The organism is Rhodoplanes sp. Z2-YC6860, assembly GCF_001579845.1.
Lineage (GTDB): Bacteria > Pseudomonadota > Alphaproteobacteria > Rhizobiales > Xanthobacteraceae > Z2-YC6860.
This window is the reverse complement of the sequence record NZ_CP007440.1, coordinates 135,904-150,798: the sequence shown is the minus strand read 5'-3', so window position 1 is coordinate 150,798 and position 14,895 is coordinate 135,904. Positions and strand designations below refer to the sequence as shown.

The following is a 14,895-nucleotide window of genomic DNA, read 5'->3' as shown; positions in this document are numbered from 1 at the left end:
TCCCATGTCGCAACGGGCCGTAGCGTTGTTTGCAGCGTTCGGCCTCCTGGCGGGTGTGCGTGTCGCGATCGCGCAATCCGATCCGGCCCAGACCTGGCCGTCGAAGCCGATCCACGCCATGGTGCCGCTCGCACCCGGCACCGGCGGTGACGTGGTGGCGCGGCTCGTGCTCAACGGCCTGTCGCAGACGCTCGGCCAGTCGATCGTCATCGAGAACAAGGGCGGCGCGGGCGGCACGATCGGCACAGGCCAGGTCGCGAAGGCCGATCCCGACGGCTACACGCTGTTGTTCGTTTCCGCGTCGCACGTCATCGCGCCGGCGCTCTATCCCCATCTGCCTTATGACCCGGCCGGCGATTTCGCGGCGGTGGCGCTCGCCGGCAGCGTGCCGAGCGCGCTGGTGGTGTCGCCGTCGAGGGGCTTCAAAGACCTGAACGACTTCGTGGCGAAGGCCAAGGCCAGCCCTGGCGGCTTCACCTACGCGTCGGCCGGCGTCGGCTCGACCACGCACCTGACGGCCGAGCGCTTCCGCATCAGTGCGGGCTTCAAGGCCGTCCATGTGCCGTTCCGCGGCGGCGGCTTCCAGCCCGAAATCATCGCCGGGCGCGTCGACTTCGGCTATTCGCCGATCGCGACGTCGCTGCCCAACATCAAGGAAGGCCGGCTTCAGGCGATCGCGGTGTCGAGTCCCAAACGCGCTTCGGCGCTGCCCGACGTGCCGACCACACTGGAGATGGGCTATCCGGATTCCGACTACGTGATCTGGTTCGGCATTTTCATGCCGGCCAAGACGCCGCGCGAGATCGTCGAGAAGGCCAACGCTGCAACGCGTAAAGCGCTCGATGAGCCCACGCTGCGGGACCGGCTCGCGGGCCTCGACGTCACGCCGATGCCGCTGTCGCCCAAGGAATTCGACGAACTGGTCCGCCGGGACATCGTCGCCAATGCGGCGCTCGCAAAAGCCGCAGGCCTGCAACCGAACTGAATGGGAGGACTGACATGAAGAAACTTGCTCTCGCGATGGCAGCGCTCGCTCTGGCCGTGGGTGGCGCGGGTTTCGCGCAAGTCAAAGCTCAAGACAAATATCCGTCCAAGCCGGTGAAAATCATCGTGCCGTATGCGCCGGGCGGCGGCACCGACATCACGGCGCGTTTGTTCGGCGATCATATGAAGGCGATCCTCGGCCAGCAGTTTGTGGTCGAGAACAAATCCGGCGCATTTGGCATGCTCGCGATCGAGGAGATGGCGCGTTCCAAGCCCGACGGCTACACGCTGATGGTAGGCAACGTGTCGACCAATGCGATCACGCCGGTGCTGTTCAAGAACAAGCTCAAGATCGATTACGAAAAGGATGTCGTGTCGGTCGCGCGCTTCAACATCTATCCGTCGTTCCTGATCGCCACCACGACCAATTTCGACGTGAAGGACGCCAAGGACCTCGTTGCGCAGGCGAAGAAGAATCCCGGCAAGATCCGCTACTCCAGCGCCGGTGTCGGCTCCTTCCCGCACTACGACATGGAAATCTTCTCGCGCCGGGCCGGCGTCGAGATGGTGCACATCCCCAACAAGACCGGCGCGGCCGGCATGCTCAACGATCTCGTGGTGGGGGACGCCCAGGTCGCGATCATCAATTCGGCATCGTCCGCTGCGATGATCAAGGCCGGCAAGCTCAGGCCGCTCGCGGTGGTCGCCGAGCAGCGGCTTTCCGGCTATCCCGATGTGCCGACCATGGCGGAGGCGGGCTTCTCCGGTGTCGGCACGCTGCACTGGCAGAGCATGCTGGCGCCGGCCGCGACCCCGAAACCTGTGATCGACACGCTGTTCAAGGCGATCGTCGAAGCCTCGAAGGACCCTGCGCTGAAGGAGGCCTTCGACAAGCAGATGGTCAGCATCAAGATCAGCGCGTCGCCCGAAGAGGCCAAGACCTGGCTCAAGGGCGAGCTCGATTCCTGGAAAAAGATCACGTCGGAAGTGAAGGTCGATCTGGCGGAATAATCGTCCCATCACGGCGGAGGCCATGGTCATGAGACGTTTGCAATCGCTTGTTCTGGCGTTCGGACTTCTTGGATTGGTGGCCACCGCCGCATCGGCCGAGGACAAATACCCGTCCAAGCCGATCAAGATCGTGCTCGCCTATGGCGCGGGCAGCGCGACCGACATCATCACGCGCATCATGTGCGATCAGCTGCGTCAGGTCATCGGCCAGCCCTGCGTGGTCGAGAACAAGCCCGGCGCTTTCGGCATCATCGCCGTCGAGGAAATGGCGCGCTCCAAGCCGGACGGCTACACGCTGATGATCGGCAACGTCTCGACCAACGCGATCACGCCGGTGCTGTTCAAGGACCGGTTCAAGATCGATTACCAGAAGGACGTGGTTGCGGTGGCGCGTCTGGCCGACTTGCCGACGTTCCTCATGGCGACAACGCGGAATTTCCCGCCGAAGACGCTCGCCGAGATCGTCGCCTATGCCAAAGAGCGGCCCGGCAAGTTGAAATATGCGAGCCCGGGCGCCGGCAGCTTCCCGCACTACGACATGGAAATCCTGGCGAAGCGCGCCGGCATCGCGATGCAGGCGATCCACATCAAGGCGGGGCCGCCGGGCTACATCAACGACATGACGCTCGGCGATATCCAGCTTGCATTCATGAACGTCGCGACGTCCGCGCCGCAGATCAAGGCCGGCACGCTCAAGCCGATCGTGACCACGACCGAGAAACGGCTCGACGACTACCCCGATGTGCCGACCATGGCGGAAGCAGGCTTCCCCGGCGTCGGCACCATGCTGTGGGCGGGCCTGTTCGCGCCGGCAGGGACGCCAACGCCGGTGCTCGAGACGCTGCAAAAAGCCGTGGTTGAGACGCTGAAGTCGCAACCGGTTCTCGAAAGCTACGCGCGGCAGAACGTCCGCAGCAATCCGACCGCGACATTGGCCGAAGCACAAAGCTGGCTGAACGGCGAAATCGCCTCGTGGCAGAAGATCACGAGCGAGATCAAGATCGATTTGACCGACTAGACGCGAGCGTTATCGACGAAACCACAGAGGGCCTTGCGATGAAAATCTCGAAAGCGCTTCTGCTCCTTGCTGCGGGCTTGTCAGGAAGTTTGGCGTCCGGCATGACCGCGGCTTCGGCACAAGACAAATTCCCATCCAAGCCGATCAAGGTGGAAGTGCCGTTCGGCGCCGGCAGCGCGACCGATATCGTGATCCGGATCGTCGGCGACGAGATGCGCCACGAGCTTGGCCAGCAGATCGTGGTCGAGAACAAGCCCGGCGCATTCGGAATCCTGGCCATCGAGGAAATGGTGAAGGCGCGGCCGGACGGCTACACGCTCCAGGTCGGCAATCCCGGCACCAATGCGCTGGCGCCGATCATCTACAAGGACAAATTCAAGATCGATTACGACAAAGAGGTCGCGATGGTGACGCGGCTCGGCGAAGTGCCGCTGATCCTCGCCGCGACGACGAAGGATTTCGCACCGAAGACCTACGCCGAGTTCATCGCGCTGGCCAAGGCCAATCCCGGCAAGGTGCGCTACGCCAGTGTCGGCGTCGGCAGTAACAACCACTACGATACGGAGGCTTTCGCGCAGTGGGCCGGCATCAAGATGGTCCATATCCCGAACAAGGGTGGCGGTGCGGCGATCACCAACGACCTCGTCTCGGGCGATGCGCAGGTGGCATTGGTCAATGCGGCAAGCTCAGCCGGCGTGATCAAGGGCGGGCTCCTGAAGGTCCTGGCCGTGATGGCGGACGAGCGCCTGGCGGAATATCCGGACGTGCCGACCCTAAAGGAGTTGGGCTACGCCAACGGCAAAGGTCTTTGGTCGGCGCTGTATGCGCCGTCGAAGACACCGCCGGACGTGCTTGAAGCAATTCACAAGGCGACCGTCACGGCGCTGAAGTCGGCCCCGGTGAAAGAGGCGTTCCAGAAGCAGATGATCAAGGCCGTGCCGAATGCGTCCATCGCGGACGCCAAGGCGTGGGATGAGGCCGAGCGGGCCTATTGGAAGAAGCTCACCGAGACCGTGAAGGTCGAAAAGCCGGAGTGAAATCCCTCTCCGCCTCGTCCTGAGGAGCGGCCGAAGGCCGCGTCTCGAAGGATGGGGCGGCCACACGGTTCGAGACGCATTGCTTACGCAATGCTCCTCACCATGAGGCCGGGAGAGGGCGCAATATGTGAGAGGAATGCAATGAACGTGGAAGTGAAGCCGAGCCAGACCGCCTACAAGCTCAAGATCGAGAAGGATGTCGACGTGCCGATGCGCGATGGCGCGCGGCTCAAGGCCGACGTGTTCCGGCCCGACGATGGCGGCAAGTTTCCGGCGCTCCTCAACCTCGGTCCTTATCAGAAGGACAAGCTCTGGGTTCCTCCGGCGGCATTGGAGGAAAAAGCCTCGCCACATATGAACTGGGAGACCGTGACGCCGGAATGGTGGGTGCCGCGCGGTTATGCGGCCGTGCGCGTCGACGGTCGCGGCAGCGGCAAGTCGCCCGGCCAGTGCGAGCCGTGGTCGCTCGCCGAGGCCATCGACTTCTACGACGCCATCGAATGGGCCGCGGCGCAGCCGTGGTGCAACGGCAAGGTCGGGCTGTCTGGCATTTCCTACTACGCCATCAATCAGTGGTTCGTCGCCAATCTGCAGCCGCCGTCGCTGAAGGCGATCATCCCGTGGGAAGGCTTCGCCGACATCTATCGCGATGCGCTGTTCCACGGCGGCATCCTGAGCGTGTTCATGACCAACTGGGTCACGGCGCATCTGATGCATCACGTCATGGGCCGTGCCGCGCAGCTCAATCCGGATGGCTGGCAGACCAACACAATGTGGCATTGGCTGCACCACAATCTCGACAGCGGCGTGCTGCGCGGCTCGCAGGCGCAGTGGGACAAGATCACGGTGCCGTTTCTCTCGGTCGGCAACTGGACCGGCTTCGCGCTGCATCTGCGCGGCAACACCGAAGCCTTCATGCGCTCGAACTCGAAGCACAAGAAGCTTCGCATCCACAACGGTTCGCACGTGCATCCGTTCTACACCGAGGAGGGCAAGCGCGATCAGATCCGCTTCTTCGATTACTGGCTTAAGGGCATCGACAACGGCGTGATGGACGAGCCGCCGGTCAAGCTCGCGATCCGCAAGGGCAAGGACGAGATCGAGTGGCGCAACGAGAACGAATGGCCGCTCGCGCGGACGCAATGGACCAAGTTTTATTTTGACATCGCGAAGGCCGCCGATGGCAAGGAGCCGCGGCTCGGCACGCTCACCAAGGAGAAGTCCGCCAAGGCCAGCTCCTGCACCTATCCGTCGTTCAATCTCGGCACCATGGGCTCGACGTCGGCGGCCTCGTCGCAGGTGATGGGCGGCGGCATCAAGCCCGGCATGGGGATCGCGTTGTCGACGCCGCCGTTGACCGAAGATGTCGAGGTCACCGGTCCGCTCGCCGCCTCGTTCTACGTGTCGAGTGAGTCTGAGGATATGGACCTGTTCCTGACGCTGCGGAATTTCGACGCCGACGGCAACGAGATCATGGAGACGGGACAGCAAGGCACGCCGGTGCCGGTGGCGAAAGGCTGGCTCCGCGCCTCGCATCGCGAGCTCGATCCGGACCTCACGCTGCCATACCGGCCCTATCACAAGCACACGCGGCGGCAGTTCCTGAAGCCCGGCGAGATCGTGAAGGTCGATGTCGAGATCTGGCCGACCTCGATGGTGTTCAAAAAGGGCCACCGCATCCAGCTCGATGTGCAGCCGCGCGATGGCGCCGGCAGCCAGTCGTATCTGCACTATCACGCCGACTACAACACCGGCACCAACACGATCTACGCGGGCGGCGCGTATGAATCGTATCTGCTGCTGCCGGTCGTTCCGAAGACGTGATGACAGCAATGATCCGGTCTCGTGCAACTTGCTCCGTTACCTCGCCCCGCTTGCGGGGAGAGGTCGGATCGCAAAGCGATCCGGGTGAGGGGAGCTCTCAACAGAGCAGCTCGTGGAAATTCCCCCTCACCCCGGCCCTCTCCCCGCGAGCGGGGAGAGGGAGCGAGACGCCGCCCGTGTCACGAAAAAGCGAGGTGGCGCATCGTGAGTGACATCCGCCGGCCAGCTGCTCCGTCAAACTGGGACGTCCTCGCCCGTGCCGACGTGCTGTCGGGGCTTCTGTTCATCGCCCTTGCGGTGTTCGGTCTCTGGATCTCGCGCGACTATCCAGTCGGCACGTCGCTGCGCATGGGCACCGGCTATGTGCCGCGGCTTCTGTGCTGGGTGCTGCTCGGCCTCGGCGTGATCGTGCTGGCGCAGGGGCTGCGTCAGCCTTCCCCGCCGCTGCGCTCCACCGCGATTGCCTGGCGCGCGGTGCTGTCGGTGACGATCGCCATCGTCGCGTTTGCGCTCAGCATCGAGCAGCTAGGTCTGGTGATTGCGATCGTGCTGCTCACGGGTATCGGCGCTCTGGCAACCAAGGCGCTGCGGCCGCTGGAAACCGCGATCGCGGCTGTTGTGCTGATCGTTCTGTCGTGGGGCATCTTCATCGCCGGACTGGGCCTCGCCATCCCGATCTGGCCGGAATGGTAGTCCATGGAATTTTTCCATAACCTCGCCCTGGGTTTTGGCGTCGCGCTGACGCCGGCCAATCTCGCCTTCGCATTTCTCGGCGCCATGGTCGGCACCTTGATCGGTGTGCTTCCCGGCATCGGTCCGATCGCGACCATCGCGATGCTGTTACCGCTCACGTTCCATCTCGAGCCGGTGTCCGGCTTGATCATGCTGGCCGGCATCTTCTACGGCGCCCAATACGGCGGCTCGACCACGGCCATTCTCGTGAACCTGCCCGGCGAGACGTCGTCGGTCGTCACTTGTCTGGACGGCCACCAGATGGCGCGGCAGGGCCGCGCCGGCGCAGCGCTCGCCATTGCGGCGCTGGGCTCGTTCTTCGCGGGCTCGGTCGCAACCGGACTGATCGCGGCCTTCGCGCCGCCGCTCTCGCGGGTCGGCCAGTCGTTCGGTGCGCCGGAGTATTTCTCGCTGATGCTGGTCGGCCTGATCGCTGCCGTGGTGCTGGCGCACGGCTCGGTGATCAAGGCCATCGCCATGATCGTGGTCGGCCTCTTGATCGGGCTCGTCGGCACCGACGGCAATACCGGCGGCGAGCGCTTCACCTTCGGCATCCGCGAGCTCACCGACGGCATCGACGTGGCGACGCTGGCGATAGGTGTGTTCGGCATCGGCGAGATCATCTCCAACCTCGCGCGGCCGGAAGAAGAGCGTTCGGTGGTGACGCAGAAGATCACGCGGCTGTGGCCGACCGCCGACGATTTCCGCCGCTCCTGGCGCGCGGTGCTGCGTGGCACGGTGCTCGGTTCCGCGCTCGGCGTGCTGCCGGGCGGCGGCGCGACGCTCAGTTCGTTCGCCGCCTATGCGCTGGAAAAGAAATCATCGAAGGAGCCGCAGCGCTTCGGCCGCGGCGCGGTCGAGGGCGTGGCCGCGCCTGAATCGGCCAACAACGCCGGCGCGCAAACCTCGTTCATCCCGATGCTGACGCTCGGCATTCCGGGCAACGCCGTCATGGCGCTGATGATCGGCGCGCTGACCATCCACGGCATTCAGCCCGGCCCGCAGATCATGGTGGAACGGCCGAATCTTTTCTGGGGCATGATTGCCTCGATGTGGATCGGCAACCTGATGCTGGTCATCATCAACCTGCCGCTGATCGGCATCTGGGTTCAGCTTCTCAAGGTGCCGTATCGCTTCCTTTATCTCGCGATCCTGTTGTTCTGCGCGATCGGCGTCTACACGGTGAACAACAGCTATTCGGCGGTGGTCATCGCGGCCTTCTTTGGCGTGGTCGGTTTCGTCTTGATGCGTCTCGAATGCGAGCCGGCGCCGATGATCTTGGGATTCGTGCTTGGCCCGCTGATGGAGGAGAACCTCCGCCGCGCCATGAAGATCTCGAGCGGCGATCCGATGATTTTCGTGCATCGGCCGATCAGCCTTGGTCTGCTGATCGCCGCTGGCCTGCTGCTGGTCGTGCTCGTGCTGCCCTCAATTCGAGGCAAGCGCGAAGAGGTGTTCCAGGAAGGATAGGTGTCGCTTAAGGCGACACCTCCTCCAGCACGCGCCCCTTGGTCTCGATCGCGAAAAAGGCCGTGATCACCGCGCCCACCGCGGCGACGACGCCGAACCACAAGAACACCGACGACAGCCCGCCGGCGATCATGTAGCCGACGGCGGTCGGCCCGATGATCGAGGCAAAGCGCAGCCACGCCGTCGCGGTGCCGACGCCGAGCGCGCGCACCCGTGTCGGATAGAGCTCCGGCGTATAGAGAATGAGGCCGATGTTGATGGTGCTGATGAACAGGTAGGCGATGCTCATATAGAGCAGCACCTCCTCGGCGGTCGGACCGCCAATGCTCGCCAGCATGCCGAGGCTTGCCGCCGCCGCGGCGAACGCAACCGCGAACCAGATACGGCGGCCGATGGCGTCGATCGTCATGGCACAGATGAATGTGCCGACGAGGCCCGCCACCTGCATGATCAGCCCGTAGCGCAGCGACACGTCGAGCGGCAGCTTGAACACGGTGCGATAGATTGTCGGCAGCCAGATCGCGAGACCGTAGTTCACCAGATAGGACGCAAACCAGATCACCCAGACCACCAGCGTGCGCCGCAGATAGAGCTCGCCGAACAGGTCGGACAGCGACGCTCGAACGCTTTGCGTCGTCGCGACGGGCACAGGCGGCGGCAGCGGTTGTCCGAGCGCCTTTTCGCTCTCGCGCTCGATGAGCGCCACCGCCTGCTCGGCTTCCGCCGTGCGGCCTCGCATGGCGAGCCAGCGCGGCGATTCCGGCAGCAGCACCCGCAACATCAGCGCGACGATGGCGGGGATCGCGCCGAGATAGAACATCCACTGCCAGCCGAGATGCGGCACCACCCAAAGCCCGATCAGGCTCGCGCCGGTCAGTCCGATCGGAAACACGAGTTCGTAGAGCAGCACGAAGCGGCCGCGGTTCTGCGCCTTGGTCAGCTCGCTGATGTAGACCGCCGCGACCGGCACTTCGCCGCCGAGGCCGATACCCTGCAGAGCCCGAAATGCGACGAGCGAGTTGTAGTCCCAGGCGAAGGCGCAGACGAGGCTCATCACAGCGAAGGTCGCGATCGACCCGATCATCGCAGGCATCCGGCCGAAGCGCTCGGCAATCCAGCCGAACAGCAATGCGCCGATGAGCTGGCCGACGAAGCCCGCCGAGATCATCATGCCGATCTGCGGCGGCGTGAGCTTCCACATCGGCACCAGCACCGGAAGCGCGGTGGCAATGGCGAGCGCGTCGAACGCATCGAAGAACGTCGCGACGCCGACGATGATCCGCGCACGGACGTGCCACCACGAGGTCGGAATTCGCTCGATCCGCGCGACGACGTTGTCGATCGTGCCGGCCGATGACGCTCGCCCCCCGGCGGCTGCCTGATCCATGAAGTCCTCCCCTGCATTCTTGATTTTGGCTGACGATATCACGTCAGTTGCAAATGCAAGAGTCAGCCTTGGACCGAAGCGACGCGCACGGCGTCCCGCATCGTGAGCCAGCAGCTCACTCGCCGCCGGCGAGCCCGAAGCCCAGCGCGGTGACGATCGTCGTCACCTGCTCACGCAGCGCCGGCAGCGGAATGAATTGCAGCTTCTCTTCGAGGCCGAGCGCGACGAGACCGTGCACAGCCGAGAACAGCGAGCGCGCCAGCAGCGCGCGCCGCTCCCGCGTCACGTCGGGCTGCAACTCCTCGACGGGCCGCTCGACATACTCGAACAGCCGCTCGAGATCGCGCTGATACCATTCGGGAGGGACCTGTCCCGACGCCAGGCGGTGCTCGAACAGCGCCTGCCATTGGCTGCGATGGGTCGAGGCGAAATCGAGATAGGCCAGGGCCAGCTTGACGAGTTGTTCGATTGCCCAGTCCGGGCCACGGCCCGGCGACACCGCGTCAGACAGAATCTTTTCCAGTTCAGCCAACGTGCGCGCATTCGCCAACAGCACCAGTTCGTCGAGGTCGGCCACCACGTTGTAGATCGCCCCGACAGCGCATCCGACCTCGTCGGCCAGCGCCCGGGCCTTGAGCCCCGAAAGTCCGTTCTTTGCGATGGCGCGGGCCGCCGCATCGATCAGCGCATCTCTCAGGTGCTCGCGGCGGGTGGCGGTATTCATCAGCATTCTCAGTCTGTTAACGATATTATGAACATCGTTCAAAACACATCTTGGACATTGTTCAAGTCCCAAGTAACGTATGAACGTGGTTCATAAGGGAGTTCGCCAAACATGATCAAGTCGTTTTGGACATTGGTACGCGGCACTGTTTACGCCGCCGAACAGGAGGCGGTCGACCGGAGCGCGCTGCTCGTGCTCGACCAGCATATCCGGGATGCCGCGGCCGGCATCGAACGGGCCAAGCGGGCGCTCGCCGTGGCGATCGCCCAGGATGAAGCCGAGGGCAAGCGCCTCGAATCGACCTTGTCCCGGATCGCCGACCTGGAAGACCGCGCGACGGCGGCGCTTGCCGGCGGCCGCGAAGATCTCGCGACCGAAGCCGCGGAAGCCATCGCCATGATGGAGGCCGACCGCGACGCCATGCGGGAAGCCCGCGCGGTGTTCGCCAAGGAGATCGGGCGGTTGCGTCATGACGTCACCGGCGCAACGCACCGCCTCCGCGAATTGGAGCGTGGCCGCCGGATTGCCACCGCCGCGGAATCGGTGCGGCGGCTCCGGCACGGCGGGCTCCAGCCCGCGGACCACGGCGCGGCAGGCCTTGCCGAAGCCGAGGCGACGCTCCGGCGGCTGCGCGAGCGGCAGGCCGAAGACGCCGCAGCCGATGCGGCGATGGAAACCCTCGACGCCGGCACCGCCGGAACCTCGATCGCCGACCGGCTCGAAGCCGAAGGTTTCGGCCGCCGCATCCGGCCGACGGCGGGCTCCGTGCTGGAGCGCCTGCGCCAGCGCAAGCCCGTCGCCGTGCCCCCTGAAGCCAATCCCAACCCCCAACCCTGCTAATCCGGAGCCTGTGTCATGAACCAGCAAGCTGCTCAACACACCTCAACCTGGGTCACCTTCACCTATGCGAGCTTTATCGGCGCGCTCCTGATGGTGGCCGCCGGCGTCGTCCTGATGCCGATGGACCTGTGGATCAAAGGCTATTTCGCCATGGGCATCGTCATGCTGATCCAGTCCTGCATCACTCTGACCAAGACCATCCGCGACGTCCATGAGAGCGGCAAACTTGTGAACCGCATCGAGGACGCCAAGGCCGAGCGCCTGCTGATGGGCATCGAGCGGGGCAAGGAATAACCCGGAACCCGCGAAACACTGGCTTAACCGCGCCGCTGTAGTCAGTGGCGCGGTTGGCTGGACGGCTTAAACTACTCCCGGACCACAGGCCCTATTGACCAGCCCTGGGATACGACCCGCCCCGAGCGAATTTAAGGACCCTCCGATGTCCACCCCTTTGTTGCTGTCTCGTCGTTTCTCGCCGCTGTTCTGGTGCCAGTTCTTTTCGGCCTTCAGCGATAATTTTCTCAAGAACGCACTCGCCTTCCTGATCGTGTTTCACATCGGCGGCAGCCTCGCCGAGCCGCTGACGCAACTCGCGGCGGCTGTCTTCATCGCGCCCTATTTCATCCTGTCGGCGCTCGGCGGCCAGATCGCCGACCGCTTCGACAAGGCGACCATTGCGCAACGGCTGAAGCTCGCCGAAATCGGCGTTGCCGTTGTCGCGGTGATCGGGTTTTGGCTGCATTCGGTGCCCGTACTGTTCGTCGCACTCGCCGGCTTCGGCGTGATAGGCTCGCTGTTCGGCCCGATCAAGTACGGCATCCTGCCGGATCTGCTGCCCAAGTCGTCGCTGCCGGCCGCCAACGCGCTGGTCGAAGGCGCGACCTTCATGGCGATTCTGCTCGGCACCATCGTCGGCGGCCTTGCTGCGAAAAGTGACCCGGCCTCGTTCTCCGGCCTGATGATCGTGTTCGCCCTGCTGTGCTGGGGCTCGAGCCTGCTCATTCCGAAGGTCGGCTCAGGTGCGCCCGATCTCGTGGTGTCCAAGAATATCTTCAGCTCCACCTCCGAGCTTCTCGGTCATCTGCGCAGCGACCGGAAGATGTGGTGGGGCGGCCTGGTCACGAGCTGGTTCTGGCTGGTCGGCGCCGTCGTGCTTGCGGCCATGCCGGCGCTGGTGAAGAACGTGCTCGGCGGCAACGAAGACGTCGTCACGGTCTATCTCGCAGTGTTCTCGGTCGCGGTTGCGGTGGGCTCGGGTCTTGCGGCCTGGCTGTCGGCCGGCCGCATCGTGCTGCTGCCGACCCTGGTCGGCGCGATCGGGCTGACGCTCTTCGCCCTCGATCTCGGTTTCGCGACCTATGGCTCGCTGCATCAGGGCGCGCCGCTTGGCGTCTCCGAAGCCTTCGCGACGGCGCTTGGCCTTCGCATGGCGATCGACCTTGCGGGTCTCGCGATCTGCGGCGGCCTTTACATCGTACCGACGTTTGCGGCCGTGCAGGCCTGGGCGGGCGCCGATCACCGTGCGCGCGTCATCGCGGCGGTGAACGTGCTCAACGCAGCGTTCATGGTCGGCGGCACCGTGGTGGTGGCGCTGGTGCAGTATGCCCTGCAGCTTGGCGGCCCGGGCGTCTGCGTGCTGGTCGGCGTGACCACCGGCATTGTCGCGGTCCTGATCGCCAGGACCATGCCGGCCAATGCGATGATGGATTTCCTGTCGATCCTGTTCCGCGCGGTCTATCGCGTGGAGCTCAAGGGCGTCGACAACCTCCTGCACGCCGGCCCTAATCCGATCATCGCGCTCAACCACACGAGCTTCCTGGATGCGGCGCTCGCGATGTCACTGCTGCCGAAGGATCCCGTATTCGCGATCGACAGCGAGATGGCGAAGAAGTGGTGGGTCAAACCGTTCCTGCGCTTCACCCGCGCGCTGCCGATCGATCCGACCAAGCCGATGGCGACGCGCACGCTGATCAACGCCGTCAAGGGCGGCGATCCGCTGATCATCTTCCCGGAGGGCCGGCTCACGGTCACGGGCAGCCTGATGAAGGTCTATGACGGCGCGGGTCTCATCGCCGACAAGACCGACGCGTTCGTCGTGCCGGTGCGGCTCGAAGGCCTCGACGCCACGCCGTTCACCCGGCTGTCCCACTCGCAGATCCGCCGCCGCTGGTTCCCGAAGGTCAAGGTCACCGTTCTGGAGCCGGTCAAGCTTTCGGTTGATCCGACGCTCAAGGGCAAGCATCGCCGTCTCGCGGCCGGTGCGGCGCTTTACGAGATCATGTCTAACCTCGTCTACCGCACCACCTCGATCGAACGCACGGTGCCGGAGGCGTTGATTGAGGCTGCGCAGATCCACGGCATGGGCCGCATCGCGGTCGAGGATCCGGTGTCGGGTGCACTGAGCTACCGCAAGCTCCTGATGGGCGCGCGCATCCTCGGCGAGAAGCTGATGCCGTTCGCGTCGGAGGGCAAGCCGGTCGGCCTGATGCTGCCCAACGCCAACGGCACGGCGGTGACGCTGATCGCGCTGATGTCGGCCGGCCGCGTGCCGGCGATGATCAACTTCACGGCGGGTGTCGCCAACGTGCTGGCGGCTTGCAAGGCCGCGCAGATCGACACCATCCTCACGTCGCGTGCCTTCATCGAGAAGGGCCGGCTCGACGCCCTGATCGCGGGCCTCTCGCCAACCATCAAGATTGTCTATCTCGACGACATCCGTCCGACCATCACGCTCGGCGACAAGCTGCGAGGCATGTGGAACGCCAAGAAGCCCCTGGTGAAACGCACCGCCGGCGACTGGGCCGCAATCCTGTTCACCTCGGGCTCAGAGGGCACGCCCAAGGGCGTGGTGCTTTCCCACCGCAACATGCTGGCGAACGCGGCGCAGGCCGCGGCGCGCATCGACTTCGGCCGCCAGGACAAGGTGTTCAGCGTGCTGCCGGTGTTCCACTCGTTCGGTCTCACGGTGGGCCTCGTGCTGCCGCTCGTCTCCGGCGTGCGCATCTATCTCTATCCGTCGCCGCTGCATTACCGCATCGTGCCGGAACTGGTGTATGGCGTGAATGCCACCATCATGTTCGGCACCGACACCTTCCTGAACGGCTATGCCCGCTCGGCGCATGCCTACGACTTCCGCTCGCTGCGCTACATCCTGGCCGGCGCCGAACCGGTGAAGGAATCGACGCGGCGGACTTATCTGGAAAAATTCGGGCTCCGCATCCTCGAAGGCTACGGCGTCACCGAGACCGCGCCGGCGCTCGCGCTCAACACGCCGATGTTCAACAAGTTCGGCACGGTTGGGCGCATCCTGCCCGGCATGGAGGCGCGGCTCGACAAGGTCGAGGGTGTTGACGAGGGCGGCCGGCTGTTCGTCAAAGGCCCGAACGTGATGCTCGGCTATCTGCGCGCCGAGAATCCGGGCGTGCTCGAACCGCCGAACGAGGGCTGGCACGACACCGGCGACATCGTCACCATCGACAAGCAGGGCTTCGTCACCATCAAGGGACGCGCCAAGCGCTTCGCCAAGATCGCGGGCGAGATGGTGTCGTTCGCCGCGGTCGAGGCGATCGCGGGCGAGCTCTGGCCGGACTCGCTCTCTGCGGTGGGCTCGGTGCCGGATGCCCGCAAGGGCGAGCGGCTGATCCTCGTCACCAACAAGGCCGGCGCCACGCGCAGCGATTTCCAGACGTTCGCTCGTTCGCACGGCGCGACCGAATTGATGATGCCGGCCGAGGTCGTCACCGTCGAGAAGCTGCCGGTGCTCGGCAGCGGCAAGATCGACAACGTGGCGGTGACGAAGCTGATCAAGGAGCGGTTTGCGACAGCACCCGCTTCGCCGGCCGCGGTGGCGTAAGCCACCGCGCGCCAA

12 protein-coding genes are annotated in these 14,895 nt (G+C 64.7%); 10 read left to right on the top strand and 2 right to left on the bottom strand.

Annotated elements, in window-relative coordinates; all coding sequences use genetic code 11:
* The first annotated feature begins 4 nt into the window (after positions 1 to 4).
* The 7 genes from RHPLAN_RS00660 (at position 5) to RHPLAN_RS00630 (ending at position 8,076) form a co-directional block, all read left to right on the top strand.
* Complete coding sequence (locus RHPLAN_RS00660) at positions 5 to 985, top strand: tripartite tricarboxylate transporter substrate-binding protein (protein ID WP_084244091.1); 981 nt, start codon at positions 5 to 7, stop codon at positions 983 to 985.
* Between the two features lie 14 nt (positions 986 to 999).
* On the top strand, positions 1,000 to 1,995 hold the full coding sequence (locus RHPLAN_RS00655; RefSeq protein WP_068012985.1) for a Bug family tripartite tricarboxylate transporter substrate binding protein: 996 nt from the start codon (positions 1,000 to 1,002) through the stop codon (positions 1,993 to 1,995).
* Between the two features lie 28 nt (positions 1,996 to 2,023).
* Positions 2,024 to 3,013: a Bug family tripartite tricarboxylate transporter substrate binding protein gene (locus RHPLAN_RS00650; RefSeq protein ID WP_198164665.1), complete on the top strand. Its 990-nt coding sequence runs from the start codon at positions 2,024 to 2,026 to the stop codon at positions 3,011 to 3,013.
* Positions 3,014 to 3,051: 38 nt separating this feature from the next.
* Complete coding sequence (locus RHPLAN_RS00645) at positions 3,052 to 4,050, top strand: Bug family tripartite tricarboxylate transporter substrate binding protein (RefSeq protein ID WP_068012981.1); 999 nt, start codon at positions 3,052 to 3,054, stop codon at positions 4,048 to 4,050.
* A 141-nt stretch (positions 4,051 to 4,191) separates the two neighbouring features.
* The gene (locus RHPLAN_RS00640; RefSeq protein ID WP_068012979.1) at positions 4,192 to 5,874 is read left to right on the top strand and encodes a CocE/NonD family hydrolase; all 1,683 of its coding nucleotides are present in this window, start codon (positions 4,192 to 4,194) and stop codon (positions 5,872 to 5,874) included.
* Positions 5,875 to 6,078: 204 nt separating this feature from the next.
* Positions 6,079 to 6,567 (top strand): tripartite tricarboxylate transporter TctB family protein, encoded by a 489-nt coding sequence (locus RHPLAN_RS38055; RefSeq protein ID WP_198164664.1) that lies wholly within the window; start codon positions 6,079 to 6,081, stop codon positions 6,565 to 6,567.
* A 3-nt stretch (positions 6,568 to 6,570) separates the two neighbouring features.
* Complete coding sequence (locus RHPLAN_RS00630) at positions 6,571 to 8,076, top strand: tripartite tricarboxylate transporter permease (protein WP_068012975.1); 1,506 nt, start codon at positions 6,571 to 6,573, stop codon at positions 8,074 to 8,076.
* A gap of 7 nt (positions 8,077 to 8,083) precedes the next feature.
* Here RHPLAN_RS00630 and RHPLAN_RS00625 read toward each other — a convergent pair whose 3' ends face one another.
* Together RHPLAN_RS00625 and RHPLAN_RS00620 are read right to left on the bottom strand one after the other, a co-directional pair.
* Positions 8,084 to 9,463 carry an MFS transporter gene (locus tag RHPLAN_RS00625; protein WP_068012973.1) on the bottom strand — a complete coding sequence of 460 codons (1,380 nt, stop codon included), beginning with the start codon at positions 9,461 to 9,463 and terminating at the stop codon, positions 8,084 to 8,086.
* Positions 9,464 to 9,578: 115 nt separating this feature from the next.
* Positions 9,579 to 10,187 (bottom strand): TetR/AcrR family transcriptional regulator, encoded by a 609-nt coding sequence (locus RHPLAN_RS00620; protein WP_068030303.1) that lies wholly within the window; start codon positions 10,185 to 10,187, stop codon positions 9,579 to 9,581.
* A 111-nt stretch (positions 10,188 to 10,298) separates the two neighbouring features.
* Here RHPLAN_RS00620 and RHPLAN_RS00615 point away from each other — a divergent pair, with 111 nt between their 5' ends.
* From RHPLAN_RS00615 to RHPLAN_RS00605, 3 genes are all read left to right on the top strand, one after another.
* Positions 10,299 to 11,027, top strand: a complete 729-nt coding sequence (locus RHPLAN_RS00615; RefSeq protein WP_068012971.1) for a PspA/IM30 family protein — start codon at positions 10,299 to 10,301, stop codon at positions 11,025 to 11,027.
* 15 nt (positions 11,028 to 11,042) lie between these two features.
* Positions 11,043 to 11,321, top strand: coding sequence for a YiaA/YiaB family inner membrane protein (locus tag RHPLAN_RS00610; protein ID WP_068012970.1), 279 nt, complete (start codon positions 11,043 to 11,045; stop codon positions 11,319 to 11,321).
* Positions 11,322 to 11,466: 145 nt separating this feature from the next.
* Complete coding sequence (locus tag RHPLAN_RS00605; RefSeq protein WP_068012968.1) at positions 11,467 to 14,880, top strand: acyl-[ACP]--phospholipid O-acyltransferase; 3,414 nt, start codon at positions 11,467 to 11,469, stop codon at positions 14,878 to 14,880.
* The last annotated feature ends 15 nt before the right edge of the window (positions 14,881 to 14,895 follow it).

Coding starts and splice junctions, on each gene's coding strand:
- RHPLAN_RS00660 (WP_084244091.1), top strand. CDS start 5: ATGTCGCAACGGGCCGTAGCGTTGTTTGCAGCGTTCGGCCTCCTGGCG.
- RHPLAN_RS00655 (WP_068012985.1), top strand. CDS start 1,000: ATGAAGAAACTTGCTCTCGCGATGGCAGCGCTCGCTCTGGCCGTGGGT.
- RHPLAN_RS00650 (WP_198164665.1), top strand. CDS start 2,024: ATGAGACGTTTGCAATCGCTTGTTCTGGCGTTCGGACTTCTTGGATTG.
- RHPLAN_RS00645 (WP_068012981.1), top strand. CDS start 3,052: ATGAAAATCTCGAAAGCGCTTCTGCTCCTTGCTGCGGGCTTGTCAGGA.
- RHPLAN_RS00640 (WP_068012979.1), top strand. CDS start 4,192: ATGAACGTGGAAGTGAAGCCGAGCCAGACCGCCTACAAGCTCAAGATC.
- RHPLAN_RS00630 (WP_068012975.1), top strand. CDS start 6,571: ATGGAATTTTTCCATAACCTCGCCCTGGGTTTTGGCGTCGCGCTGACG.
- RHPLAN_RS00625 (WP_068012973.1), bottom strand. CDS start 9,463: ATGGATCAGGCAGCCGCCGGGGGGCGAGCGTCATCGGCCGGCACGATC.
- RHPLAN_RS00620 (WP_068030303.1), bottom strand. CDS start 10,187: ATGAATACCGCCACCCGCCGCGAGCACCTGAGAGATGCGCTGATCGAT.
- RHPLAN_RS00615 (WP_068012971.1), top strand. CDS start 10,299: ATGATCAAGTCGTTTTGGACATTGGTACGCGGCACTGTTTACGCCGCC.
- RHPLAN_RS00610 (WP_068012970.1), top strand. CDS start 11,043: ATGAACCAGCAAGCTGCTCAACACACCTCAACCTGGGTCACCTTCACC.
- RHPLAN_RS00605 (WP_068012968.1), top strand. CDS start 11,467: ATGTCCACCCCTTTGTTGCTGTCTCGTCGTTTCTCGCCGCTGTTCTGG.